Source organism: Scandinavium lactucae (assembly GCF_033843265.1).
In the GTDB taxonomy this organism is placed as follows: domain Bacteria; phylum Pseudomonadota; class Gammaproteobacteria; order Enterobacterales; family Enterobacteriaceae; genus Scandinavium; species Scandinavium lactucae.
On record NZ_JAWXRD010000004.1, the window covers coordinates 76399 to 101605 of the forward strand.

The window sequence follows — 25207 nt, forward strand, 5'->3', positions numbered from 1 at the left end:
ATGACATTTTCTGGTCTGAAAAAATCCCGCTGGCTGTGGCTGGCGGGATTTCTTATTTTTATCTGGCTGGCAGTCATGATTGCCGATCGTCTCTGGCCGTTGCCGCTCAATGAGGTTACGCCTGCCCGCGTTGTGGTTGCCGAAGATGGCACGCCGCTGTGGCGATTTGCCGATGCCGAAGGGATCTGGCGTTATCCGGTCACTATTGAAGACGTTTCCCCGCGTTACCTACAGGCGCTGATCCAGTATGAGGATCGCTGGTTCTGGCAGCATCCCGGCGTCAATCCGCTGTCGGTGCTGCGCGCCGCATGGCAAGATCTTAGTGCCGGGAAGGTTATTTCCGGCGGCAGTACGCTCACCATGCAGGTGGCGCGCTTACTCGATCCGCATTCGCGCACTTTCGGCGGTAAAGTGCGGCAGCTCTGGCGGGCTCTCCAGCTGGAGTGGCATCTGGACAAACGCCAAATCCTGACGCTGTATCTCAATCGAGCCCCATTCGGCGGGACGTTACAGGGGATTGGCGCAGCCAGCTGGGCCTATCTCGGCAAACCACCGCAACAGCTTAGCTACTCCGAGGCCGCACTGCTGGCGGTTCTGCCTCAGGCTCCGAGCCGTCTTCGTCCGGACCGCTGGCCTGAGCGTGCGCAAGCTGCGCGCGATAAAGTGCTGGCACGGATGGTGACGCAGAACGTGTGGTCTGCGCAGGTGGTGAAAGAGGCGCGCCAGGAACCGGTCTGGCTGTTCCCGCGCCAGATGCCGCAACTTGCTCCGCTATTTTCCCGCCGCATGTTGGCGCGAAGCCGCAGCGAAAAAGTGGTCACCACGCTGGATGCGTCCTTGCAGCGTCAGCTGGAAGAGATGGCGTTAAACTGGAAATCACGCCTGCCGCCGCGCAGTTCGCTGGCGATGATTGTGGTCGATCACACCAACATGAAAGTCCGGGGCTGGGTAGGATCGGCAGATATCAGCGATGACAGCCGTTTTGGGTATGTGGATATGGTCAGCGCGGTGCGATCGCCGGGGTCGGTGCTGAAACCGTTTATATACGGGCTGGCGATGGACGACGGGCTGATCCATCCGGCGTCATTGTTACAGGATGTGCCACGCCGTTTCAGCGACTATCGCCCAGGTAATTTTGACAGCGGTTTTCACGGCCCGGTAAGCATGAGCGATGCGCTGGTGCGCTCGTTAAATCTCCCGGCGGTTCAGGTGCTGGAAGCCTATGGGCCAAAACAGTATGCCGCGCGGCTACGTAATGCGGGCCTGCCGCTGATTCTACCGAACGGCGCGGAGCCCAACCTGTCGCTGATCCTCGGCGGGGCCGGGGCGCGCCTGGCGGATATTACGGCTACTTACAGCGCCTTTGCCCGGCACGGTCAGGCGGGACGACTGCGGATGCTCGCGGGTGACCCATTGATTGAGCGACCGCTGCTGTCGCCCGGCTCGGCGTGGATAATCCGGCGCATTCTGGCGGGGGAGGATCAACCGCTACCCGATGGTTCGATGCCTGCGGTGGTGCCGCTGGCGTGGAAGACCGGCACCAGCTACGGCTATCGCGATGCGTGGGCTATCGGCATTAACGCCCGATATGTGGTAGGGATCTGGACCGGGCGACCGGACGGTACGCCGGTGGTCGGTCAATTCGGCTTTATCAGCGCTATCCCCCTGCTCAACCAGGTGAGTAATTTGCTGTTGTCGCGAGCGGACTCGGCGAAGAATGGTCTGCCTGCCGATCCGCGTCCGGCCTCAGTGAGTACAGGCTCTATCTGTTGGCCGGGCGGTCAGTCGCTGGCGGTGGGGGACAGCAACTGCCGCCGCCGATTATCGACCTGGCTGCTCGATAACAGCCAGCCGCCGACGCTGTTGTTGCCCGGTCAGGATGGACTGCGGGGCATTCGTTTCCCGGTATGGCTGGATGCACAAGGCCAGCGGGTGGCCGCGGATTGCCCGGGGGCCAGGCAGACCACGCTCGATGTCTGGCCGCTCCCGCTGGAGCCATGGTTACCGCCGTCTGAACGGCGAGCGGAGCGGTTGCCTGCCGCCTCTAAAACTTGCCCGCCGATGCATCAGCAGGATCTCGTCCCGCTGACCTTATCTGGTGTGCGTGAGGGGGCAATAATCAAACGCCTGCCGGGTGAAAAACAGGCGGCGCTGGCGCTACAAACTCAGGGTGGAGAAGGGCGACGCTGGTGGTTTATCAATGGTGAACCGACGGACAATACTGGGCCGAACGTGACGCTGTCGCTGGAAAATGCCGGGGAATATCAGCTAGTGGTAATGGATGAGGCGGGCCAGATAGCGGCAGCCCGTTTTACCCTACAGTAGTTCAATTTCAGCGAGTTACCCGGCTGTGTTGCTGATATTCGTCTTATTTTAACAAAATGTTACCTTCGTCCATATGCAGGGGCTTTATTGCTCATTATAATGCGCGCCAGGTCATACAGTCGTATGCACAACAACAGCACAGAAATTAGAGGTTATCATGGCTATTGAACGTACTTTTTCCATCATCAAGCCGAACGCGGTGGCAAAAAACGTTATTGGCAGCATCTTTGCGCGCTTTGAAGCAGCAGGGTTCAAGATTGTCGGTACTAAAATGTTGCACCTGACCGTTGAGCAGGCTCGTGGCTTCTATGCAGAACACGACGGCAAACCGTTCTTCGACGGTCTGGTTGAGTTCATGACCTCTGGTCCAATCGTGGTTTCCGTACTGGAAAGCGAAAATGCCGTTCAGCGTCACCGTGACCTGATGGGCGCAACCAACCCGGCGAACGCGCTGGCTGGCACCCTGCGTGCTGACTACGCTGACAGCTTCACCGAAAACGGCACCCACGGTTCTGATTCTGTAGAATCTGCCCAGCGCGAAATCGCTTACTTCTTCGCAGAAGGCGAAGTCTGCGCACGTACCCGCTAATTATTTCGTAAATGCCGCGTGCAAACGTGGCATCCATGCGCCAGAATTTGTACAATGCAACGCCCCCGGATGAGCAGATTGCTCGCCGGGGCGTTTCTTTTTCAACCCTCCAGGGGCCATAACGTGTAATAACGAGGCCGGAATACACTATGTCTGAACAAATTGTCACACCTGATAACGTCTCACTGACGGTTCCCAATAAAGATGCCAAAATCAACCTGCTGGATTTAAACCGTCAGCAGATGCGCGAGTTTTTCAATAACTTAGGCGAAAAGCCTTTCCGCGCCGATCAGGTAATGAAGTGGTTATATCACTACTGCTGCGATGACTTTGATGAGATGACTGACATCAACAAAGTCCTGCGCGCCAAGCTCAAAGAAGTCGCTGAAATTCGTGCCCCGGAAGTGGTGGAAGAACAGCGTTCCTCTGACGGCACCATCAAATGGGCTATCGCCGTCGGCGATCAGCGCGTTGAAACTGTCTACATCCCGGAAGACGATCGCGCCACTCTGTGCGTGTCTTCTCAGGTCGGCTGTGCGCTGGAATGTAAATTCTGCTCCACGGCGCAGCAGGGCTTTAACCGTAACCTGCGTGTTTCGGAAATTATCGGCCAGGTCTGGCGTGCGGCGAAAATTATCGGCGCGCAGAAAAAGACCGGTGTTCGCCCGATTACCAACGTGGTGATGATGGGGATGGGCGAGCCGCTGCTCAACCTGACCAACGTGGTTCCGGCGATGGAAATCATGCTCGACGATTTCGGTTTCGGTCTGTCTAAACGTCGTGTAACCCTGTCTACGTCTGGCGTTGTACCCGCACTGGACAAACTTGGCGATATGATTGACGTCGCGCTGGCGATTTCCCTTCATGCGCCGAACGATGAAATTCGCGATGAGATTGTCCCGATCAACAAAAAGTACAACATCGAAACCTTCCTCGGTGCGGTACGTCGTTATCTGGAAAAATCTAACGCCAATCAGGGTCGTGTGACCATCGAGTACGTGATGCTTGACCACGTCAATGACGAAACTGACCACGCGCATCAGCTGGCAGAGCTGCTGAAAGATACCCCATGTAAGATTAACCTGATCCCATGGAACCCGTTCCCGGGTGCGCCATATGGCCGCAGTTCCAACAGCCGAATCGACCGTTTCTCTAAAGTGCTGATGGGCTACGGTTTCACCACCATTGTGCGTAAAACCCGCGGCGACGACATTGACGCGGCCTGTGGTCAGTTGGCGGGCGATGTTATCGACCGTACCAAGCGGACTATGCGTAAACGTATGCAGGGTGAACCGATTGCGGTGAAAGCGGTCTGATAGACCGTACTCCGCGCACGATTTTCTGCGCGGAGTCTAAAATGTTTAAGGAATAACCGAAACGCACTGATCCGATTAATAATTACGGTGCGTTTATGCCAGGATTAAGGCAGTATGTAGCGGGGCAACAACAGGTTAGCCTTACGTTTAAGAGGTTAGCCGAACCTGTTTATACTGTCTGTCGGATGACGGGCAATCAGATGTTTCGCGGTGCGGTTTTTTCCGCCACCAGAACCTAAATTTACGTAGCAGCAGCTGTAGCGAATGAATACTGAAGCCACTCAAGATCCACAAGCAGCACAAAGCACGGGGACGCGTCTGCGTAACGCCCGTGAACAACTCGGACTCAGCCAGCAAGCTGTCGCTGAACGCTTATGCCTGAAGGTGTCCACCGTTCGCGATATTGAAGACGACAAGGCACCTGCCTCACTCGCTTCAACCTTCCTGCGTGGCTATATCCGGTCCTATGCCCGTCTTGTTCATATTCCTGAAGAAGAGCTTTTGCCTATTCTGGCGAAAGAGGTTCCGGTTCGTGCGGCCAAAATGGCACCGATGCAGAAAATGTCTTTGGGCAAACGTCGCAAGAAACGAGACGGTTGGCTGATGAGCTTTACCTGGCTGGTGCTGTTTGTGGTTATCGGTCTGACTGGCGCATGGTGGTGGCAGAACCATAAAGCGCAGCAGGAAGAAATCACCACCATGGCCGATCAGTCCAGTGCTGAACTGAATGCTAACGACAGCACCCAAAATGTTCCGCTGGATACCAGCGGTTCACAGACGCCAGACGCCACGGCTGATACTGCACCATCAGCCCCTGCTGCGGACGCTAACGCACCTGCGCCAACCGCACAGACTGCACCGACGCAAACCGCGCCAGATGCTCAGAACACCGCACAGGCTAATCCGCAAAACAATGCGGTCGTCTCTCCGTCTCAGGCTAACGTGGATAACACCGCAACGGCGGCGGCTACTCCGGCAGCCACGCTGCCAACCGATCAGGCTGCGGTCACGCCAAACGCTAGCCCGAACGCGCTGGTGATGAACTTCAACGCAGATTGCTGGCTGGAAGTCACCGATTCTACCGGTAAAAAACTGTTCAGCGGTTTACAGCGTAAAGACGGCACGCTCAATTTAGAAGGCCAGGCACCGTACAAGCTCAAAATCGGCGCACCGGCGGCCGTTCAGATTCAGTTCCAGGGTAAACCTGTCGACCTGAGCCGTTTTATCAGAACAAACCAGGTTGCACGTCTGACGCTTAATGCCGAACAATCACCGGCCCAGGCTCAGTAACAGACGCGTAACGCGGGAGATTTCGCATGCATAACCAGGCTCCGATTCAACGTAGAAAATCCAAACGCATTTACGTTGGGAACGTGCCAATCGGTGATGGGGCTCCTATCACCGTGCAGTCCATGACCAACACGCGCACCACCGATGTGGAAGCAACGGTCAATCAGATTAAAGCCCTTGAGCGCGTAGGCGCGGATATCGTCCGCGTCTCGGTCCCGACCATGGACGCTGCCGAAGCCTTTAAGCTCATCAAGCAGCAGGTTAACGTTCCGCTGGTCGCTGATATCCACTTCGATTACCGCATTGCGCTGAAAGTGGCTGAGTATGGCGTGGACTGTCTGCGTATCAATCCCGGCAATATCGGCAGCGAAGAGCGTATTCGTTCGGTTGTCGACTGCGCGCGCGATAAAAACATTCCTATCCGCATCGGCGTAAACGCCGGATCGCTGGAAAAAGATCTGCAGGAAAAGTATGGCGAGCCGACGCCCCAGGCGCTGCTTGAGTCCGCTATGCGCCACGTCGATCATCTCGATCGTCTGAACTTCGATCAGTTTAAAGTCAGCGTGAAAGCGTCTGATGTATTCCTCGCCGTAGAGTCATATCGTCTGCTGGCCAAGCAAATCGATCAGCCTCTGCATCTGGGGATCACCGAAGCGGGCGGCGCACGTGCCGGTTCCGTGAAGTCGGCGATTGGCCTCGGTTTGCTGCTCTCTGAAGGGATTGGCGACACGCTGCGTATTTCGCTGGCTGCGGATCCGGTCGAAGAGATTAAGGTCGGTTTTGATATTCTCAAATCGCTACGTATTCGCGCACGTGGGATCAACTTCATTGCCTGCCCGACCTGTTCGCGTCAGGAGTTTGACGTGATTGGTACCGTGAATGCCCTCGAACAGCGTCTGGAAGATATCCTCACCCCGATGGACGTATCGATCATCGGCTGTGTGGTAAATGGCCCGGGTGAAGCGTTGGTGTCCACGCTCGGCGTGACCGGCGGCAACAAGAAAAGCGGACTGTATGAAGACGGCGTGCGTAAAGACCGTCTCGACAACAACGACATGATTAGCCAGCTCGAAGCCCGCATTCGTGCCAAGGCTAGCATGCTCGACGAAGCCCGCCGTATCGACGTACAGCAGGTCGAAGCAAAATAACGTATTGGGAAGCTGCACGCTTCCCGTGTATGATTGAACCCGCAGACGCCCCGGGCGTCAGGGTTCATTTTTGTATTTATAAAGAGAAAAAACGTGGCAAAAAACATTCAAGCCATCCGCGGCATGAACGATTACCTGCCGGGCGAAACCGCTCTCTGGCAGCGCATTGAAGGCACTCTGAAACAGGTGCTCGGCAGCTACGGTTACAGTGAAATCCGTTTGCCGATTGTAGAGCAGACCCCGTTATTCAAACGCGCTATCGGCGAAGTTACCGACGTGGTTGAAAAAGAGATGTATACCTTTGAGGACCGCAATGGCGATAGCCTGACGCTGCGTCCGGAAGGGACTGCGGGCTGCGTACGCGCCGGCATCGAGCATGGTCTTCTGTACAATCAGGAACAGCGTCTGTGGTACATCGGCCCGATGTTCCGTCACGAACGTCCGCAGAAAGGACGCTATCGTCAGTTCCATCAGCTGGGTTGTGAAGTGTTTGGCCTGCAGGGCCCTGACATCGACGCTGAGCTGATCCTGCTCACCGCTCGCTGGTGGCGCGCGCTGGGGATTTCCGAACACGTTAGCCTTGAACTGAACTCCATCGGTTCGCTGGAAGCCCGCGCGAATTATCGCGAAGCGCTGGTGGCCTATCTGGAACAGTTCAAAGACGAACTCGACGAAGACTGCAAACGTCGCATGTATACTAACCCGCTGCGCGTGCTGGATTCGAAAAATCCGGACGTTCAGGCGCTGCTTGATAACGCACCGGCGCTGGGCGATTACCTCGACGACGAATCCCGTGAACACTTTGCAGGCCTGTGTGCGCTGCTCGACGACGCCGGGATTGCCTACACCGTGAACCAGCGTCTGGTTCGTGGTCTCGACTACTACAATCGCACCGTATTCGAGTGGGTGACCAGCAGCCTCGGTTCCCAGGGAACCGTTTGTGCGGGTGGCCGTTACGACGGTTTAGTAGAACAGCTCGGCGGGCGTGCTACCCCTTCCGTGGGCTTCGCGATGGGTCTTGAGCGTTTAGTTTTACTGGTTCAGGCCGTCAACCCGGAATTTAAAGCCGATCCTGTTGTCGATATATACCTGGTCGCTTCTGGCACCGGTACTCAGTCCGCCGCCCTGCGTCTGGCTGAAGAACTGCGTGACCAAATGCCGGCCATCAAACTGATGACTAACCACGGCGGTGGTAACTTCAAGAAGCAGTTTGCTCGGGCAGACAAGTGGGGCGCACGCGTCGCCTTGGTGCTGGGTGAATCCGAAGTGGCCGAACGTAATGTGGTGATTAAAGACTTGCGCTCTGGTGAGCAGACGACTGTAACGCAGGACAGCGTTGCCGCGCATTTGCGCACACTGCTGGGCTAATTGCCCGGGACTATTATTCAGGAGAAGAACTGCGTGGAAGTCTACAGTAACGAAAACGAACAGGTCGACGCGATTAAAAATTTCTTTGCTGAAAACGGCAAAGCGCTGGTAGTGGGCGTTGTACTGGGGATTGGAGCGCTGGTTGGCTGGCGTTATTGGTCCTCACATCAGGAAAACAATTCCCGTGAGACGTCACAGGCCTATGAAAGTGCCATGACGACGCTGAAAGCGGATAAACCAGAGACCTATGCTGCTGCGCAGAGAATCGCCGCAGACGAAAAAAATGCTTACGGCGCATTTGCCGCGCTGGAACTGGCTCAGCAGTTTGTTGACGCTAACCAGCTTGATAAAGCCGAAAAACAACTGCAACTGGGCCTGGCTGCTGCGCCTGATGATAACCTGAAATCGGTTATCAACATGCGTCTGGCTCGCGTTCAGCTGCAAATGAAACAGCCTGATGCAGCACTGAAAACCCTTGAGGGTATTAAAGGGGAAGGCTGGACAGCTATCGTCGCGGACTTACGCGGTGAAATCCTGTTAAGCAAAGGCGATAAGCAGGGGGCTCGCGCCGCCTGGGAAGCTGGCGTAAAAAGTGATGCTTCACCGGCGCTCAGCGAAATGATGCGCATGAAAATGAATAATTTGTCCATCTGAGAGGGACCCGATGCAATTGCGTAAATTACTTTTGCCAGGACTGCTGTCTGTTACGTTATTGAGCGGTTGTTCACTGTTTAACAGCGAAGAAGACGTTGTAAAAATGTCCCCGCTGCCGACGGTTGAAAATCAGTTTACCCCGACGACCTCCTGGAGCGAGTCTGTAGGTAGCGGCATTGGCGATTTCTACTCCAATCTGCACCCGGCTTATGCTGATAGCGTGGTGTATGCGGCAGACCGTAGCGGTACCGTGAAGGCGCTGCACGCAGAAAGCGGGAAAGAAGTGTGGTCCGTAAACCTGGCTGAGAAAGACGGCTGGTTCTCGCATACACAGGCGCTGCTCTCTGGTGGCCTGACGGTAAATGGCGGCCACGTATATGTTGGCTCTGAAAAAGCACAGGTTTATGCGCTGAACACCAGCGACGGTACCGTTGCGTGGCAGACCCGTGTTGCCGGTGAAGCGTTATCGCGTCCGGTGGTGAGCGACGGTGTGGTGCTTATCCACACCAGCAATGGTCAGCTGCAGGCCCTGAACGAAAGTGACGGTGCGGTGAAATGGACCGTTAACCTCGATATGCCAGCGCTGTCTCTGCGCGGTGAATCCGCTCCGGCAACCGCCTTTGGCGCGGCCATCGTTGGCGGTGATAACGGTCGTGTCAGCGCCGTGCTGATGCAGCAGGGCCAGCTGATTTGGCAGCAACGTATTTCCCAGGCCACCGGCCCGACCGAAATCGATCGTCTGAGCGACGTCGATACCACGCCAGTTATCGTTGACGGTACTGTTTACGCGCTGGCGTACAACGGCAACCTGACCGCGATGGATCTGCGTAGCGGCCAGGTGATGTGGAAACGTGAACTGGGCTCGGTCAACGACTTTGTCGTCGACGGCAACCGTATTTATCTGGTCGATCAGAACGACCGTCTGCTGGCGCTCAGCACCGATGGTGGTGTGACGCTGTGGACGCAGAGCGATCTGCTGCACCGTCTGCTGACATCCCCTGTGCTGTATAATGGCAGCCTGGTCGTCGGCGACAGCGAAGGTTACATGCACTGGATGAACCCGCAGGATGGCCGCTTTGTTGCTCAGCAAAAAGTGGACAGCTCAGGATTCCTGACCGATCCTGTGGTGGCCGATGGTCAACTGCTGATCCAGGCGAAAGACGGTACGCTGTACTCCCTTACGCGTTAAGTCTGTTCGCGGTATGCATTGCAAACGGCTCCTGTTTTAGCAGGGGCCGTTTTACTGTTTTTAGATTTTAAGAGGCATTTATCATGGTACCTGTGGTCGCGCTTGTCGGGCGCCCTAACGTTGGAAAATCCACGCTGTTTAACCGTCTGACGCGCACCCGAGATGCGCTGGTCGCGGATTTCCCGGGTCTGACTCGTGACCGTAAGTACGGTCGTGCTGAAGTGGAAGGCCGCGAGTTTATCTGTATCGATACCGGTGGTATTGATGGCACGGAAGAAGGTGTGGAAACGCGCATGGCAGAACAGTCGCTGCTGGCGATTGAAGAAGCTGACGTAGTGTTGTTTATGGTGGATGCGCGTGCGGGGCTGATGCCTGCGGATGTGGCCATCGCGAAGCACCTGCGCTCACGCGAAAAAGCGACGTTCCTTGTGGCTAACAAAACCGATGGCATCGATCCGGATCAGGCGATGGCGGATTTCTGGTCCTTAGGCTTAGGCGATATTCACGCGATTGCCGCTTCACACGGTCGCGGTGTTACCAGCCTGATTGAAGAAGCGCTTCTGCCGTTTATGGAAGAGATCGCGCCTGCCGAAGAAGTGGATGAAGATGCTGCCTACTGGGCGCAATTCGAAGCGGAACAGAATGGCGTCCCTGTTGAAGAGCCGGAAGACGACTTCGACCCGCAGAGTCTGCCTATCAAACTGGCTATCGTTGGCCGCCCCAACGTCGGTAAGTCAACGCTAACTAACCGTATCCTCGGTGAAGACCGCGTGGTGGTTTACGACATGCCGGGCACCACCCGTGACAGCATTTACATCCCGATGGAACGCGATGAGCGCGAATATATCCTCATCGATACCGCCGGGGTACGTAAGCGCGGCAAAATCACTGATACCGTAGAAAAATTCTCGGTTATCAAAACGCTGCAGGCGATTGAAGACGCTAACGTGGTGATGCTGGTGATTGATGCCCGCGAAGGCATTTCCGATCAGGACCTCTCGCTGCTCGGCTTTATCCTCAATAGTGGGCGCTCACTGGTTATCGTGGTCAACAAATGGGATGGTCTGAGCAATGAAGTGAGAGAGCAGGTCAAAGAGACCCTCGACTTCCGTCTGGGCTTCATCGACTTTGCCCGCGTGCACTTCATTTCTGCATTGCACGGTAGCGGCGTGGGTAACCTGTTCGAGTCCGTTCGCGAAGCCTACGACAGCTCAACCCGTCGCCAGAGCACCGCGATGCTGACCCGCATCATGACCATGGCGGCAGAAGATCACCAGCCGCCGTTGGTTCGTGGTCGTCGTGTGAAGCTGAAATATGCCCACGCCGGGGGTTACAACCCGCCGATTGTGGTTATCCACGGCAACCAGGTGAAAGACCTGCCGGACTCTTACAAGCGCTACCTGATGAACTACTTCCGCAAATCGCTTGACGTCATGGGTACGCCAATCCGCATTCAGTTCAAGGAAGGGGAAAACCCGTTCGCTAACAAGCGTAACACCCTGACCCCGAACCAGATGCGTAAACGTAAGCGTCTGATCAAACATATCAAAAAAGGTAAGTAAGCGCGGCTGATAAGCTGGCGCGGTACTGATACTAACCCGCCTGATGGCGGGTTTTTTTGTCTTTGAGGTTAACGATGAAACTCGGATTTATTGGCCTGGGTTCGGTAATCGACACCGCCTGGTTGCCGGCGCTTCAGCGTCTGAATATATCGTCTGCGCAGTGCTTTGGTTTTGATGTTGACGCGGCCCGCGCACCCGCCGGGATAACGCGCTGTGATTCGCTGGAGGCGTTGCTGGCGACCCAGCCAGATATGGTGTTGATAACCACCGCCTCGCTGGCGCACTTACCGGTGCTGGAACAGGTGCTGCAAACCGCCGTGCCGCGCATCGTGGTAGAGAAACCGGTGGCGGCAACGCTGGCGCAGCTGGCTCGGCTTCAGGCGTTATTGGCCCGGCCTGAACATGCCCGCCGGGTGCTGGCGCTCGATCACTGGATGGCGCGTGATGGCGTGGCGCAACTGGCGCATGGCGACCCTGACAGCGACTGGCAGCCGGAAGCGGCGTATCTCCCGGTGAGTACGCCGATTTTGTCGTTGGCAGATATTGCAAAAATTGAAGGTTATCTGCTGGAGCCGAGTGGGTTTAACGCCCAGGGCGAACCGATCGCCCTCAACTTTGCCACCGGCGAACCGGATACCCGCCAGCTTCGCCACCCTGACGGGGTGATTGTGGATATTGGCACCCACGTGCTGGCGATGATGCATGAAACGCTCGCCGCGGTGGGTGTGAATAATGAACTTAGCCTGACGCTGTGCGAGGCCAAAGACCGGCTGGGCAACGCCATTACCATGGGTGACGTCACCACAGCCGAAGGCAGCGCACATCTGCAGGGCGAGCTGGGCGGCATTCCGCTGGAGATGTGGCTGAATAAATACGCCGGGCCGGCTGGGGGGCAAAAAGGTATTCGTCTGCATCTGCGTAACGGGACGGTGCTCAGTCAGGATCGCCGCGGAGCGCAGGATGTGCTGGAAATCTGGCAGGGCGAGACCGTTCAGCGCTGGACGCGGGATGGCCCGATATACGATCTCTGCCTGGGCCGATTTATTCTGGGTGCCAACAGCGTATTTACGCGCACGCCGGAGCAGGTCAGCGTGCTTACTCAGCGACGAATCGCGGAAGTCAGCGCCCTGCTGCAATTACAGCAACAACTGCGCGGCCCGCATTGAGGCCCGTGGTAAAATAAACTGATGTTTCCGAAGACCTAAGGAGTCCCTATGGAACTGAACTGTCCGGTTTGTGACCATCCGCTGGAGCGGCAGGGCGAAAACGCCCATTGCGCGCAGTGCGAGCAGGATTACGCAGTGCAGGCGCTGTGTCCGGAATGCAATAAGCCGTTGGAAGTGTTAAAGGCTTGCGGGGCGGTGGATTATTTTTGCCAGAACGGCCATGGTTTGATTTCAAAAAAACGCGTGGAGTTTGTGGTCGTTACGCCGTAAATATTATTGTGTAAAACGCCCGGTGGCGCTTCGCTTATCGGGCCTACGCTGTCGGTTTTGCTTTCCGCGTCCGCGTTTTCTTCACTGGCGTGATTTTAGTGACTTCACTTTCCACCACCCCATCTTCCAGACGCGTCGTCAGTGTGTCTCCGGCGTTCAGCTGTTTGGTCTTTTTGACCAGTTTGCCGTCGGCGGCTGTCGTTACGCTGTAGCCGCGTGCCAGCGTCGACAACGGGCTAACGGCTTCAAGATGCGTTACCGCATTACCAAACCGTTCACGCGTTGTGCTGAGCTGCGCACGAAGCGTTTGCGCCAGACGATACTCAAGCTGTTGAATTCGAGTTTGCGCGCGATAAATGCGCGGCTGCGGGTTTTGCTGATTCAGGCGCTGAACCATGCGCTGCTGGCGCTGGGTTGATTTCTTCAACTGGTTATCCAGCGCAAAATTCATGCGCTGACGCAGCCTGTCGAGCACCGTTTGCTGCCGTGCGAGGCGCAGCTGCGGATGCTGCTGTTGCAGTCGATGCTGAAGCTGACTGAACCGACGGTTACGGTTGGCGATAAAATAGTCCATCGCCATTTCCAGCCGTTGTTGTGCAGACTGTACCTGGCGCAGCAATTCCAGCTGATTACGACTGACCATCTCCGCGGCCGCAGAAGGGGTCGGAGCACGTAAATCAGCCACGAAATCGGCAATGGTGACATCGGTTTCATGTCCGACTGCGCTCACCACCGGAATGCGACTGGCAAAAATAGCCCGTGCCACGCGCTCGTCGTTAAAGCTCCACAAATCTTCCAGCGAACCCCCGCCGCGCCCAACAATCAGCACGTCACACTCTTCACGCTGGTTCGCCCGTTCGATGGCGCGAACGATTTGTGCAGGGGCATCGTCTCCCTGCACCTGAGTGGGATAAATCACTACCGGCAGCGACGGGTCACGGCGTTTCAGAATATGGAGAATATCGTGCAGCGCGGCCCCGGTTTTCGAGGTGATGACCCCCACGCAGTGCGCAGGCGTCGGCAACGGCTGTTTGAATTGCTGATCGAACAGGCCTTCGGCATTCAGCTGTGCTTTTAGCTGCTCGAATTTCTGCTGCAACAATCCTTCGCCCGCAGGCTGCATACTTTCGACGATAATCTGGTAATCACCACGCGGTTCGTACAGCGTGATGTTTGCCCGGACTAAAACCTGCTGACCGTGCTGCGGTCGAAACGTGACCCGGCGATTGCTGTTGCGAAACATCGCGCAGCGCACCTGGGCGTTGTCATCTTTGAGGGTAAAGTACCAGTGGCCGGAAGAGGGCTGAGAAAAGTTGGAGATTTCGCCGCTGATCCACACTTGCCCCATTTCCTGCTCAAGCAGCAAACGCACCGTCTGATTCAGGCGGCTTACGGTAAAAATGGCGGGGGATTGAGAAGGCAACATGTGAGCGAGATCAAATTCTAAATCAGCAGGTTATTCAGTCGATAGTAACTTGCTCAGAAGCGATCGCAAGCATTTTTTGCAAAAAAGTGTGGATGCAACCGATTACGCTCTGTATAATGCCACGGCAATATTTATTAACCACCCAGGTAGAGATATTGCCCATGCTACGTATCGCCAAAGAAGCACTGACGTTTGACGACGTCCTCCTCGTTCCCGCTCATTCCACCGTTCTGCCGAATACTGCCGATCTCAGCACGCAGTTGACCAAATCCATTCGCCTGAACATTCCTATGCTGTCTGCGGCAATGGATACCGTGACGGAAGCGCGCCTGGCAATTGCCCTGGCTCAGGAAGGCGGCATCGGCTTTATTCACAAAAACATGTCTATCGAGCGCCAGGCGGAAGAAGTTCGCCGCGTGAAGAAATACGAATCTGGCGTGGTCTCTGATCCGCAAACCGTACTGCCAACCACCACTCTGCACGAAGTGAAAGAGCTGACCGCGCGTAACGGTTTCGCCGGTTATCCTGTAGTGACGGAAAGCAACGAACTGGTTGGCATCATCACCGGTCGTGACGTGCGTTTCGTGACTGACCTGAGCCAGCCGGTTAGCGTCTACATGACCCCGAAAGAGCGTCTGGTCACTGTGCGTGAAGGTGAAGCCCGCGATGTGGTCTTCGCTAAGATGCACGAAAAACGTGTAGAAAAAGCGCTGGTGGTTGACGATAACTTCCACCTGATCGGCATGATCACCGTTAAAGATTTCCAGAAAGCAGAACGTAAACCTCAGGCGTGTAAAGATGAGCATGGCCGTCTGCGCGTAGGCGCTGCGGTTGGTGCCGGTGCCGGTAACGAAGAGCGCGTTGATGCGCTGGTTGCGGCGGGTGTAGACGTGCTGCTGATTGACTCCTCTCACGGCCATTCTGAAGGCGTACTGCAACGTATTCGCGAAACCCGTGCCAAATACCCGAACCTGCAAATCATCGGGGGTAACGTGGCAACCGGCGCGGGGGCTCGTGCCCTGGCTGACGCTGGCGTGAGCGCGGTTAAAGTCGGTATCGGCCCTGGTTCCATCTGTACTACTCGTATCGTCACCGGCGTGGGTGTACCGCAGATCACCGCCGTTGCTGATGCCGTTGAAGCGCTGGAAGGCCTGGGTATTCCGGTTATCGCCGATGGTGGGATCCGTTTCTCCGGCGATATCGCTAAAGCGATTGCCGCAGGTGCAAGCGCGGTCATGGTGGGTTCTATGCTGGCGGGCACCGAAGAATCACCGGGTGAAATCGAACTCTACCAGGGTCGCTCTTACAAATCCTATCGCGGGATGGGCTCCCTCGGCGCGATGTCTAAAGGTTCCTCTGACCGTTACTTCCAGACCGATAACGCTGCTGACAAACTGGTGCCGGAAGGTATCGAAGGCCGCGTGGCCTATAAAGGCCGCCTGAAAGAGATCATTCACCAGCAGATGGGCGGCCTGCGCTCCTGTATGGGTCTGACCGGCTGTGGTACCATCGACGCGCTGCGTACTAAAGCGGAATTTGTACGCATCAGCGGGGCGGGCATTCAGGAAAGTCACGTACACGACGTGACGATCACCAAAGAGTCCCCGAACTACCGCTTGGGTTCTTGATTATTCCCCGCGCCCGGCTTATGCCGGGCGTTTGATTTTGTTTCACTTGCCCTGGAATTACCGTCAATGACCGACAATATTCATAAACATCGCATTCTTATCCTCGATTTTGGTTCTCAATACACTCAGCTGGTGGCGCGCCGCGTTCGTGAGCTGGGCGTTTATTGTGAACTGTGGGCCTGGGACGTTACCGAAGCACAAATTCGTGAGTTCAATCCGAGCGGTATCATCCTGTCCGGCGGCCCGGAAAGTACCACTGAAGACAACAGCCCGCGGGCACCGCAGTATGTGTTTGAAGCTGGCGTCCCGGTTCTTGGTGTATGCTACGGCATGCAGACCATGGCAATGCAGCTGGGCGGTCATGTTGAAGGATCTAACGAACGTGAGTTTGGCTATGCGCAGGTTGAAATCAGAACCGACAGCGCGCTGGTTCGCGGTATCGAAGATGCCCTGACCGCTGAAGGCAAGCCGCTGCTCGACGTGTGGATGAGCCACGGCGACAAAGTCACCGCGATCCCGTCTGATTTCGTGACCGTTGCCAGCACCGAAACCTGTCCGTTCGCCATTATGGCTAACGAAGAAAAACGCTTCTACGGCGTGCAGTTCCACCCGGAAGTGACCCACACCCGTCAGGGTCTGCGTATGCTTGAGCGTTTCGTGCGCGATATCTGCGAATGTGAAGCCCTGTGGACTCCAGCGAAAATCATCGACGATGCCGTCGAACGTATTCGTCAGCAGGTTGGCAACGATAAAGTGATCCTCGGCCTCTCCGGCGGCGTGGACTCGTCCGTTACTGCCATGCTGCTGCATCGTGCCATCGGCAAAAACCTGACCTGCGTATTCGTCGACAACGGCCTGCTGCGCCTGAACGAAGCTCAGCAGGTGATGGACATGTTCGGCGACCACTTCGGTCTGAACATTGTTCACGTTGAAGGCGAGGAGCGTTTCCTGTCGGCCCTGGCGGGTGAAAACGAGCCAGAAGCGAAACGTAAAATCATTGGCCGCGTATTCGTGGAAGTGTTCGATGAAGAAGCGTTGAAGCTGGAAGACGTGAGATGGCTGGCGCAGGGCACTATCTACCCTGACGTTATCGAATCTGCGGCCTCTGCCACCGGCAAAGCGCACGTCATCAAATCTCACCACAACGTGGGCGGCCTGCCGAAAGAGATGAAGATGGGTCTGGTTGAACCGCTGCGTGAGCTGTTCAAAGATGAAGTGCGTAAAATCGGTCTGGAACTGGGCCTGCCGTACGACATGCTGTACCGTCATCCGTTCCCGGGGCCGGGCCTTGGCGTTCGCGTGCTGGGCGAAGTGAAGAAAGAGTACTGCGACCTGCTGCGTCGCGCCGATGCTATCTTCATCGAAGAATTGCACAAAGCGGATCTGTACAACAAAGTGAGCCAGGCGTTCACCGTATTCCTGCCGGTTCGTTCTGTGGGCGTGATGGGCGATGGCCGTAAATACGACTGGGTGGTTTCCCTGCGTGCGGTGGAAACTATCGACTTCATGACCGCGCACTGGGCGCACCTGCCGTACGATTTCCTGGGTCGCGTGTCCAACCGCATCATTAATGAAGTGAACGGCATTTCCCGTGTGGTGTATGACATCAGCGGTAAGCCGCCAGCGACGATTGAATGGGAATAATCCCGCATCGAATCTAGCCCTTAAGCCCGCGTAACTGCGGGCTTTTTGTTTTTGTTTAAGCCATTTTACGCGTCACCCACCAGAACCCCAGCGCGACCAGGCTGACTGCCGCACCCAGCAGACACACGCCCTGCCAGCCCGCGTGGGCATAGGTCGCGGTGGTGGCGATAGCGCCCAGACCGCTGCCGACGGCATAGAACAGCATATACAGGCCCACCAGGCGGCTATGGGCTTCGGGGCGGGTACGAAAAATCAGGCTCTGATTCGTGACGTGTAGCGCCTGCCCGCCTAAATCGAGCAGAATAATGCCGATAACCAGCACACCGAGTGACCATTGCATTTGTGACAGCGGCCACCAGGCCAAAAGTAATGCCCACAACGCCGCCGCGCTGGTGCGTTGGGCATATCCCCGATCCGCCCATTGCCCAGCGCGGGAGGCGGCCAGCGCCCCGACCACACCAACCAGCCCAAAGGCACCGATGGTGGTATGCGAGAAGTTGTAGGGTGGTGTGCTCAACGGCAGTACCAGCGCACTCCAGAAAATATTGAACGCGGCGAACATCAGCAGCGCCAGCATGCCGCGTACCTGTAATACTTTTTCCTCCCGCAGCAGCGTCAGCATTGAGGCAATCAGGTGCGGGTAGCTCATCGACTTGGTTGTGGCCGCCAGATCAGGCAGGCATCGCCACAGCGGGAGCGCAATCATCAGCATCAATCCGGCGGCACAGAGATACACCCCTCGCCAGCCCATGAGGTCACTGACAGCTCCAGCAAACACCCGGGCCAATAGCAGGCCAATGAATACGCCGCTTTGCGCGGCTCCAACCACCCGGCCTTGTTCATGCGATGCCGCCGCGCTAGCGGCGTAGGCAATCAGACCCTGCGTCATCGCCGTCCCCAGCAGGCCGACCGCCAGCATCCCCGCCAGCAAAATGGGGGCAGAATGCGCCAGACCGACGACGATCAGGGCGGCCACCAGAGCCACCAGTTGTATAGCCATCAGGCGACGCCTGTCGAGCAGATCGCCCAGCGGCACCAGCAACAGCAGGGCCAAAGCACAACCGATTTGCGTGGCCGTCACTACTCCGCCGACCGCCGCAGGGCTGATGCCGAAATCATGTGCCAGCACGTCGAGCAGGGGCTGCGCGTAATAGACATTGGCAACGCTCAGGCCGCTGGCAATGGCGAAAAGCCACACCAGGCTGCGCGGCATATCTGTCGTTAACGGTAATGCAATCGACGTCTTCATGATCTCAACCTTTATCGTCTCTGGTTTTAAAATGAAACCAGTTGAAGGCTAGGTCATGTAGTTTTAAAATGCAACCAGAAAGCCACCCTTCGCCCGCGAGAGGATCCGATGACGTCCCCTAAGTCTATGCCCGATGAACCTTGTCCAGTTGCCCGTAGCGTCGATCTGATCGGGGATCGCTGGTCGCTCCTCATCGTGCGTAATGCCTTCGATGGTATGCGGCGGTTCGGGGATTTTCAGCGCAGTCTGGGCGTGGCGCGCAACATTCTCTCTGATCGACTGCGTAAGTTGGTCGAGGCAGAAATCCTCGCCATGCGGGGCGCGTCAGATGGGACGGCATATCAGGAATATGTGCTGACTGAAAAAGGTGAAAGTCTGTTTCCGGTGGTGGTGGCGCTGCGACAGTGGGGGGAGCAGCATCTTTTTACGCGTGGCGAACGCCACTCGGTGCTTATCGACAAGCGTACCGGTAAGGCGGTTCCTTTTATGGCACCTATAGCGCATGACGGGGTGGTGCTGGCACCCGCCGCGACCGAGGTACAGAAGATTCAATAGCCTGTAGCACGTTGTTGATTGCTGGCAGAATAGCCCGGTGCGCTAAAAGCCCGCAAAAAAGGCGACCTAAGCCGCCCTGTCATAATGCAGCGATGTCGTGGGTCACAAGGCCATCTTCGTCTCATCCGTGGAGTCGGGTGCTTCGGTTTCCGGCGTTTCCACCATCACCTCCTGAATGACCTCTTCATCCATTCCCGGATTAAGCGCCACCGCCAGCGGCGATGAGGTCAGGCTGTCGGGCATCACCACGTGCGGCATCGGCGCATCGACCACAATCTCAGGCTGGCGTTTTCTGATCCAACTGATAAGCGCGATAGTTGCCCCACAAAGCGTAAAGCAGAAATAGAGCACGTTGCCGCCGAACGGCTGCATGATGGCCCCGGTGACCAGCGGCCCGATACAGGCCCCGACGCCAAAGGCCATCAGCAGACACGCCGTGAGAGAAACGCGGCGTTCTGGCTCTACGCGATCGTTGGCGATGGCGACCCCGAGCGGATAGAGCGAGAACATCGCCATGCTGGACACGAACGCCATGCCGAGCAGCCAGTAAAAGCCGAGATGCGGTAACACTGACAGCGGCAGGGAGGCGACCGCGAACAGGATGGCGGTGTAAAACAGTAAATGCTGACGGTCGTAGCGGTCAGAGAGCCAGCTCAGCGGAAACTGTGACACCATGCCGGCAAAAATAGTGACGCCCATAAACAGGCCGGTTTGCCGGGTAGAAAGGCCTTGCGAAATGGCATACACCGGTGCCAGGCCGTAGAACGCCCCGGCGGCCATCCCCATCACCAGCGTGGCAGCCAGCAGCTTCGGAATAGCTTTAAAGAAGTAGCCCAACTCCATCGGTGCGGGTGACATTGGCTGCGCGGTGGTGCGGGTGGTGAGCGCAATAGGCACCAGGCACAGGGCAAAACAGAGCGCTACAATCAGTAGCATCGACGGCCCCGTTCCGGCAGCGGCCATCAGGATGATTTGCCCGCCGCACAGGCCAAGATAGGTAGCAACCATGTACAGGCCAAAGATGGCACCGCGCTGTGAAGACTCCGCGCGATCGTTAAGCCAGCTTTCCAGCACCATGTACTGACACATCATGCACAGGCCGATCACCAACCGCAGGAAAATCCACAGCGGAATAAAATCGCTGAGGCCATGGCCGACAACAGAAGCGGTAATAATTCCGGCGCAGGAGACGTAGGCGCGGATATGCCCGACGCGGGCAATCAGGTTGTGACCGACTTTACCGCCAATCACCAGACCGAGATAGTTAGCCGCGGTAATCGCACCGATAACCGTGCCGCTGACCTCTTCATGCGCCAGACGCAGTGAAATATAGGTGGTCAACAGGCCGGAACCGAGCAGCATCAGCAGGGTCGTGGTGTACAGCGGCAGAAAGGTATTCAGGATATTTTTCATACGTTTCCCTGTATTGGCTGTTCGTTACGGGTTCACCTTAATCGTGCTTGGTTTTGCCGTAGGATGCAAATGCAGGGACGGAAACGCGGGGAAAACGGTGCTGTGGACGCAGATTTACCGGTTTTTTACTCGGTACGAATCTGGGATTCTGTAACGACTTGGCTCGACTGCTGTGCGGCTTTCTTGTCCTGATGATGCTGCCAGGCACCGATAGAGGAGTAGACGAAGCGGCCAAAGAAAAAGAGGAAGCTAATAAGGATGATGATCCGGGTCATGCGACTGTTGAATTGATGTCGTTTGCGCATTGGGGTTGCCTGGCTCACTGAGGGTTCCTGTAAAAATACCCGTTTCGGGCGATGGGCCTATTAAGGCACAGCGGGCCAGCAGGGTCAATTAACAACTGCGTGAAAATTGCACAAAAAAAGCGAAAGTGCAGATGCGATGGGGGGCGGGTAGGAATATGAGAGTGCTGGGAGGCTCAGCGGTCCTTCGTTGATTTATGTCAAATTGCCTGCGCGGATACTCACTATAATCTCTTGCCCCACTCCGCACTGTGATTTTCGCGGTTGTCGACAATCAGGTTGGATGCCTGTCTGAATCTGCGCATCAGGAATCGGGTCCTCTTTTGAGCATCTATGCACCTTATTAAATTCTATAAAAACAATCGCGATAAATGGTGGGGACTTCCGTTAATCCTGCCTTTACTATTACTGCCTGTTGCCCGAATGGCGAATACCTTTGCGCGCATCGATGGCGGCGTGGTTTCGCTCTATTATCTGCCCCTCGCGCTGCTACTGTCGCTGATGCTCTTTTTTGGTTTGAAAGCGCTGCCGGGGATTATTGCTGGCATCTGGCTAGTGATTTGTCCCGGTATGAACGTGCCGGAAAGCATCTGCATCACGTTTCACTTTTTAATTCCATTGACCCTCAGTTGGGGCGGGTATCGGGTGTTTGCCCCGCGGCGACACGACCTGTCCTATGGTTGCGCGCGCTTAATGCCGCAGCGAATATTCTGGCAGATGTTTTTCCCTGCCACGGTGTTCCAGTTCTTACTGCTGGCCTGCGTCTTTTTTGAGATCCTGCCCGCACGGCTTTCGCTGGCAGGTGCCGGACCGCTGACGCTGCACAGTTTAATCAATTATCAATCACTGCTGATGGGCTGTTTTACCGGCGTACCGCTGTCTTATCTGGTGATTCGTATAATCCGCCACCCTCGCTACCTGAAATCGTTCATCTCGCAATTACGCCTGCAAATCGATCCCAGGGTCACGACACTCGAGATGGGTATCTGGTCTCTGGCGGTACTGATTCTCATAGGATTATTGTTTATTCCGATGGCCAATTCGGCCTCGATCTTCACCACCAACTACACGCTTTCGCTATTGCTGCCGGTGATGCTGTGGGGGTCAATGCGTTTTGGCTATCGGCTGATGGCGATCATCTGGACGGTGTTGCTGATAGTTAGCATTCACTTTTTCTATCGTTACGTACCCGTGTACGCGAGTTACAGCAACCAGCTGGCGATCACCTCATCCAGTTATCTGGTGTTCTCTTTTATTGTGATTTATATGGCGATGCTTGCGACCCGGCAGCGATTTATTCATGCCAGGGTGCAGCGGATGGCGTTTATCGATCCGGTGGTTCAGTTGCCTAATCTGTGGGCGCTCACTCGCAAGCTGGCGGCCACGCCGTGGTCGGTTATCTGTTTCCTGCGGATTCCTGAACTGGAAGTGCTTGGGCGGCATTACGGCATGATGGTGCGCATTCAATACAAACAGAATCTGGGTAAATGGCTTGAGCCGGAGCTGCACGAGGGTGAGTGCATTTATCACCTTTCAGGACACGATATGGTGATTCGGCTGAATACCGAAGACCATGCCGCGCGCATTGCGGCAATTGATGAGCGGATAAAACAATTCCGCTTCATCTGGGATGGGATGCCGTTGCAGCCGAACGTGGGCGTCAGCTATTGCCATGTGCGCTCTCCGGTAATGCAACTGCCGATGCTGCTCGGTGAATTGAGCACTATCGCCAACGCGTCGCTGGTGACCGGTTTGCCGGAGAATTTGCAGCATCGCAACGCGGTGCATCTACAGCAGCGTCTGAAAGATAAAGTTACGATGATGAACCGCCTGCAGCTGGCGCTGGAACACGGGCATTTTAGCCTGATGGCCCAACCGATTGTCGGCATTCGCGGAGACAGCTATCACGAAGTGCTGTTGCGCCTTAAAGGTGAAGACCGCCAACTGATCCCCCCGGAGGAATTTCTCCCGGTGGCGCACGAGTTTGGTTTGTCATCCCGGATAGATTTGTGGGTGCTGGAAAATACCTTGCAGTTTATGGACAGCCACCGCGAAACGCTGCCCGGCCTAAGATTGTCGGTGAATATTTCTCCGTCATCAGCCTGTGGTTCGCAGTTCCCGAAAGCGGTCGCCGATCTTTTGAAACGCCATAATATACAGGGATGGCAGCTGATCTTTGAAATCACTGAGAGCCAGTCGTTGAGTCATCCTGATCAGGCGCTGCTAAACATGAACCACCTGCAGGCGCTCGGCTGTCGGATTGCGATTGATGATTTTGGCACGGGCTATGCCAGCTATTCGCGGCTGAAAAAGGTCAGCGCTGACATTCTGAAAATCGATGGCAGCTTCATCAAGAACCTGTTATCGAGCAGCCTTGATTACCAGATTGTCTCGTCTATCTGCCAGTTAGCGCGGATGAAGAATATGCAGGTGGTGGCGGAGTACGTTGAATCGCAGGCGCTGAGTGACGCGGCGTTGGAGCTGGGCATTGACTATTTACAGGGCTATTACATCGGCAAGCCAGAACCCTTAGAGAGCCTGGCTGCCGGGAGTATTAAGCCGCTTACATCAGGCCGCAATCTCTGGTGAGGCTTCTTCCTCGGTGATTTTTAGCATCCAGCCGGTCACCGCTTGCCAGTATTGCTGTTCTTTTTCCAGATCAAGCAGCACCAGTGCGTTCTGGCTAAACCAGTCGTGTGGGAAATACAGCGTCCAGTGATTTTCATCGGTGACCAGTCGCAGCGTCGGCGGGGTAGTCGTCGCCTGGCGCTGGTTGTTCAGCAGTACGCCGAGGCGCAGCAGCTGGATCATCGGCAGGAACTGTTTCTTCTTAAACAGCGTAAAGCGCGGCAGGTCGTCCAGCTTAACCCCTTTACGGTGATAGCGCACCAGCGTCGCGATCAGCGTCTGCTGCTCCTGATTGAAGCCCGGTAAATCGCTGTTTTGCAGAATGTACGCCGAATGGCGATGCATCCCGCTGTGATTAATGTTCAGCCCCACCTCGTGCAGCATTGCCGACCATTTCAGCAGCGCCGCCAGCTGCGGATGTGCCTGTTTCGGATTCTGCTGTACCCACTGCTCGTAGATCAGATTGGTGGTATCCAGCACCCGACGCGCCTGTTCCCGGTCGATATTGTACTGACTGGCCAGACTTTCTGCGGTTCGGCTGCGAATATCATCATGGCGGAAGCGGCCTTCCATCTCGTACAGCACGCCTTCACGCAGTGCCCCGTCAGACAGGCGTAGCTCTTTAATCGCCAGCGAATCGAACACGCCACACAGAATCGCCAGCCCCGGCATGAACACCGCCTGACGGTCTTCCGACAGCCCCGGCAGACTGAGGGCGCTAAAGCTCTTAAACTTCAGCACCTCCTCCACCAGTTTCTCAAGGCGTTCCGGCGTAATGATGCCGTCTTTCTCACCCATTTCGACCAGCACTTCATGCACCGCTTTGATGGTGCCTGATGCGCCCATTGCCACGTTCCAGCCCTGAATGCGGTACTGCCAGGAAAGGGTTTCCAGTTTCTGCACCGCTGCGAGGCGGGCGCGCTGGAAGTTCTCTTTGCTGATAACGCCACCGGGGAAGAAGACTTGGGCAAAGCTCACGCAGCCCATTCGACGGCTTTCTACCAGCTGTGGCGTAAAGTCTTCGCCGATAACCAGTTCCGTCGAGCCGCCGCCGATGTCGATAACCAACTTGCGGCCTTTTTCTGGCTGAGTGTGCTCCACGCCCATAAAAATCAGACGCGCTTCTTCGTTACCCGAAATGATTTCAATCGGATAGGGGATAACTTTTTCCGCCCGCTTGAGAAATTCCGGAGCGTTTAGCGCCTGGCGCAGCGTGTGCGTGCCCACGATGCAAACGCTGGTCGGGGAAAACCCCTGCAGACGCTCGGCAAACAGTGACAGACAGTTCAGGCCGCGTTCCATCGCCTCTTCACTGAGCATATTGTTTTCATTCAGGCCATCGGCCAGATGGACGCGCTGTTTCAGGCGGCCAATAATTTGCAGCGCACCGTCGACGACGCGCGCAATCACCATATGAAAACTGTTCGATCCCAGGTCGACCGCAGCAATCTCCTGCGGTCGTTTCGTTTTGGTTTTGATGGGCAT

The 25207-nt window shown here is 56.1% G+C and carries 20 protein-coding genes; 15 read left to right on the top strand and 5 right to left on the bottom strand.

The window, feature by feature from the left end:
• The 11 genes from pbpC to SIK69_RS05635 all read left to right on the top strand — a co-directional run bounded on the left by pbpC (window position 1) and on the right by SIK69_RS05635 (window position 12877).
• Window positions 1–2325: a peptidoglycan glycosyltransferase PbpC gene (pbpC, locus tag SIK69_RS05585; RefSeq protein ID WP_319785624.1), complete on the top strand. Its 2325-nt coding sequence runs from the start codon at window positions 1–3 to the stop codon at window positions 2323–2325.
• Between the two features lie 157 nt (window positions 2326–2482).
• Entirely contained in the window at window positions 2483–2914 is a 432-nt protein-coding gene (ndk, locus tag SIK69_RS05590) for a nucleoside-diphosphate kinase (protein WP_319628006.1), read from the top strand.
• A 149-nt stretch (window positions 2915–3063) separates the two neighbouring features.
• The gene (gene rlmN / locus SIK69_RS05595; protein WP_319628007.1) at window positions 3064–4230 is read left to right on the top strand and encodes a dual-specificity RNA methyltransferase RlmN; all 1167 of its coding nucleotides are present in this window, start codon (window positions 3064–3066) and stop codon (window positions 4228–4230) included.
• A 264-nt stretch (window positions 4231–4494) separates the two neighbouring features.
• Window positions 4495–5520, top strand: a complete 1026-nt coding sequence (gene rodZ / locus SIK69_RS05600; protein WP_319628008.1) for a cytoskeleton protein RodZ — start codon at window positions 4495–4497, stop codon at window positions 5518–5520.
• A 26-nt stretch (window positions 5521–5546) separates the two neighbouring features.
• Window positions 5547–6668, top strand: a complete 1122-nt coding sequence (gene ispG / locus SIK69_RS05605; RefSeq protein ID WP_319628009.1) for a flavodoxin-dependent (E)-4-hydroxy-3-methylbut-2-enyl-diphosphate synthase — start codon at window positions 5547–5549, stop codon at window positions 6666–6668.
• Between the two features lie 93 nt (window positions 6669–6761).
• Window positions 6762–8036, top strand: a complete 1275-nt coding sequence (gene hisS / locus SIK69_RS05610) for a histidine--tRNA ligase (RefSeq protein WP_319628010.1) — start codon at window positions 6762–6764, stop codon at window positions 8034–8036.
• Window positions 8037–8069: 33 nt separating this feature from the next.
• Entirely contained in the window at window positions 8070–8690 is a 621-nt protein-coding gene (locus tag SIK69_RS05615; protein ID WP_319785625.1) for a YfgM family protein, read from the top strand.
• A 10-nt stretch (window positions 8691–8700) separates the two neighbouring features.
• Window positions 8701–9879 carry an outer membrane protein assembly factor BamB gene (gene bamB / locus SIK69_RS05620; protein WP_319785626.1) on the top strand — a complete coding sequence of 393 codons (1179 nt, stop codon included), beginning with the start codon at window positions 8701–8703 and terminating at the stop codon, window positions 9877–9879.
• An 83-nt stretch (window positions 9880–9962) separates the two neighbouring features.
• Window positions 9963–11441 carry a ribosome biogenesis GTPase Der gene (gene der, locus SIK69_RS05625; protein WP_319628013.1) on the top strand — a complete coding sequence of 493 codons (1479 nt, stop codon included), beginning with the start codon at window positions 9963–9965 and terminating at the stop codon, window positions 11439–11441.
• 74 nt (window positions 11442–11515) lie between these two features.
• Window positions 11516–12607, top strand: a complete 1092-nt coding sequence (locus SIK69_RS05630) for a Gfo/Idh/MocA family oxidoreductase (RefSeq protein WP_319785627.1) — start codon at window positions 11516–11518, stop codon at window positions 12605–12607.
• Window positions 12608–12655: 48 nt separating this feature from the next.
• Window positions 12656–12877, top strand: a complete 222-nt coding sequence (locus SIK69_RS05635; protein WP_319785628.1) for a zinc ribbon domain-containing protein — start codon at window positions 12656–12658, stop codon at window positions 12875–12877.
• A gap of 43 nt (window positions 12878–12920) precedes the next feature.
• Here the strand turns inward: SIK69_RS05635 and xseA are convergent, their stop codons facing one another.
• Window positions 12921–14303 carry an exodeoxyribonuclease VII large subunit gene (gene xseA / locus SIK69_RS05640; protein WP_319785629.1) on the bottom strand — a complete coding sequence of 461 codons (1383 nt, stop codon included), beginning with the start codon at window positions 14301–14303 and terminating at the stop codon, window positions 12921–12923.
• Window positions 14304–14464: 161 nt separating this feature from the next.
• On the opposite strand from xseA, the gene guaB reads away from it, so the two are divergent.
• On the top strand, window positions 14465–15931 hold the full coding sequence (guaB, locus tag SIK69_RS05645) for an IMP dehydrogenase (RefSeq protein WP_319628017.1): 1467 nt from the start codon (window positions 14465–14467) through the stop codon (window positions 15929–15931).
• A 66-nt stretch (window positions 15932–15997) separates the two neighbouring features.
• Window positions 15998–17575 (top strand): glutamine-hydrolyzing GMP synthase, encoded by a 1578-nt coding sequence (gene guaA / locus SIK69_RS05650; protein ID WP_319785630.1) that lies wholly within the window; start codon window positions 15998–16000, stop codon window positions 17573–17575.
• A 55-nt stretch (window positions 17576–17630) separates the two neighbouring features.
• On the opposite strand, the gene SIK69_RS05655 is transcribed toward guaA, so the two are convergent.
• The gene (locus SIK69_RS05655; protein ID WP_319785631.1) at window positions 17631–18824 is read right to left on the bottom strand and encodes an MFS transporter; all 1194 of its coding nucleotides are present in this window, start codon (window positions 18822–18824) and stop codon (window positions 17631–17633) included.
• Between the two features lie 108 nt (window positions 18825–18932).
• Here SIK69_RS05655 and SIK69_RS05660 point away from each other — a divergent pair, with 108 nt between their 5' ends.
• The gene (locus SIK69_RS05660; RefSeq protein ID WP_319628020.1) at window positions 18933–19379 is read left to right on the top strand and encodes a winged helix-turn-helix transcriptional regulator; all 447 of its coding nucleotides are present in this window, start codon (window positions 18933–18935) and stop codon (window positions 19377–19379) included.
• A 102-nt stretch (window positions 19380–19481) separates the two neighbouring features.
• Here the strand turns inward: SIK69_RS05660 and SIK69_RS05665 are convergent, their stop codons facing one another.
• The gene (locus SIK69_RS05665) at window positions 19482–20792 is read right to left on the bottom strand and encodes an MFS transporter (protein WP_319628021.1); all 1311 of its coding nucleotides are present in this window, start codon (window positions 20790–20792) and stop codon (window positions 19482–19484) included.
• Between the two features lie 125 nt (window positions 20793–20917).
• A complete protein-coding gene (locus tag SIK69_RS05670; RefSeq protein ID WP_319628022.1) occupies window positions 20918–21115 on the bottom strand; it encodes a YfgG family protein in 198 nt (65 codons plus the stop codon).
• Between the two features lie 312 nt (window positions 21116–21427).
• On the opposite strand from SIK69_RS05670, the gene SIK69_RS05675 reads away from it, so the two are divergent.
• The gene (locus SIK69_RS05675; RefSeq protein WP_319785632.1) at window positions 21428–23683 is read left to right on the top strand and encodes an EAL domain-containing protein; all 2256 of its coding nucleotides are present in this window, start codon (window positions 21428–21430) and stop codon (window positions 23681–23683) included.
• Here the strand turns inward: SIK69_RS05675 and ppx are convergent.
• Window positions 23663–25207, bottom strand: a complete 1545-nt coding sequence (gene ppx / locus SIK69_RS05680; protein ID WP_319628024.1) for an exopolyphosphatase — start codon at window positions 25205–25207, stop codon at window positions 23663–23665. The genes SIK69_RS05675 and ppx overlap by 21 nt on opposite strands.

What these genes read in the sequence shown, in the direction of transcription:
- pbpC (WP_319785624.1), top strand. Translation starts at nt 1, where the DNA reads ATGACATTTTCTGGTCTGAAAAAATCCCGCTGGCTGTGGCTGGCGGGA.
- ndk (WP_319628006.1), top strand. Translation starts at nt 2,483, where the DNA reads ATGGCTATTGAACGTACTTTTTCCATCATCAAGCCGAACGCGGTGGCA.
- rlmN (WP_319628007.1), top strand. Translation starts at nt 3,064, where the DNA reads ATGTCTGAACAAATTGTCACACCTGATAACGTCTCACTGACGGTTCCC.
- rodZ (WP_319628008.1), top strand. Translation starts at nt 4,495, where the DNA reads ATGAATACTGAAGCCACTCAAGATCCACAAGCAGCACAAAGCACGGGG.
- ispG (WP_319628009.1), top strand. Translation starts at nt 5,547, where the DNA reads ATGCATAACCAGGCTCCGATTCAACGTAGAAAATCCAAACGCATTTAC.
- bamB (WP_319785626.1), top strand. Translation starts at nt 8,701, where the DNA reads ATGCAATTGCGTAAATTACTTTTGCCAGGACTGCTGTCTGTTACGTTA.
- der (WP_319628013.1), top strand. Translation starts at nt 9,963, where the DNA reads ATGGTACCTGTGGTCGCGCTTGTCGGGCGCCCTAACGTTGGAAAATCC.
- SIK69_RS05630 (WP_319785627.1), top strand. Translation starts at nt 11,516, where the DNA reads ATGAAACTCGGATTTATTGGCCTGGGTTCGGTAATCGACACCGCCTGG.
- SIK69_RS05635 (WP_319785628.1), top strand. Translation starts at nt 12,656, where the DNA reads ATGGAACTGAACTGTCCGGTTTGTGACCATCCGCTGGAGCGGCAGGGC.
- xseA (WP_319785629.1), bottom strand. Translation starts at nt 14,303, where the DNA reads ATGTTGCCTTCTCAATCCCCCGCCATTTTTACCGTAAGCCGCCTGAAT.
- guaB (WP_319628017.1), top strand. Translation starts at nt 14,465, where the DNA reads ATGCTACGTATCGCCAAAGAAGCACTGACGTTTGACGACGTCCTCCTC.
- guaA (WP_319785630.1), top strand. Translation starts at nt 15,998, where the DNA reads ATGACCGACAATATTCATAAACATCGCATTCTTATCCTCGATTTTGGT.
- SIK69_RS05655 (WP_319785631.1), bottom strand. Translation starts at nt 18,824, where the DNA reads ATGAAGACGTCGATTGCATTACCGTTAACGACAGATATGCCGCGCAGC.
- SIK69_RS05660 (WP_319628020.1), top strand. Translation starts at nt 18,933, where the DNA reads ATGACGTCCCCTAAGTCTATGCCCGATGAACCTTGTCCAGTTGCCCGT.
- SIK69_RS05665 (WP_319628021.1), bottom strand. Translation starts at nt 20,792, where the DNA reads ATGAAAAATATCCTGAATACCTTTCTGCCGCTGTACACCACGACCCTG.
- SIK69_RS05675 (WP_319785632.1), top strand. Translation starts at nt 21,428, where the DNA reads ATGCACCTTATTAAATTCTATAAAAACAATCGCGATAAATGGTGGGGA.
- ppx (WP_319628024.1), bottom strand. Translation starts at nt 25,207, where the DNA reads ATGCCCATCAAAACCAAAACGAAACGACCGCAGGAGATTGCTGCGGTC.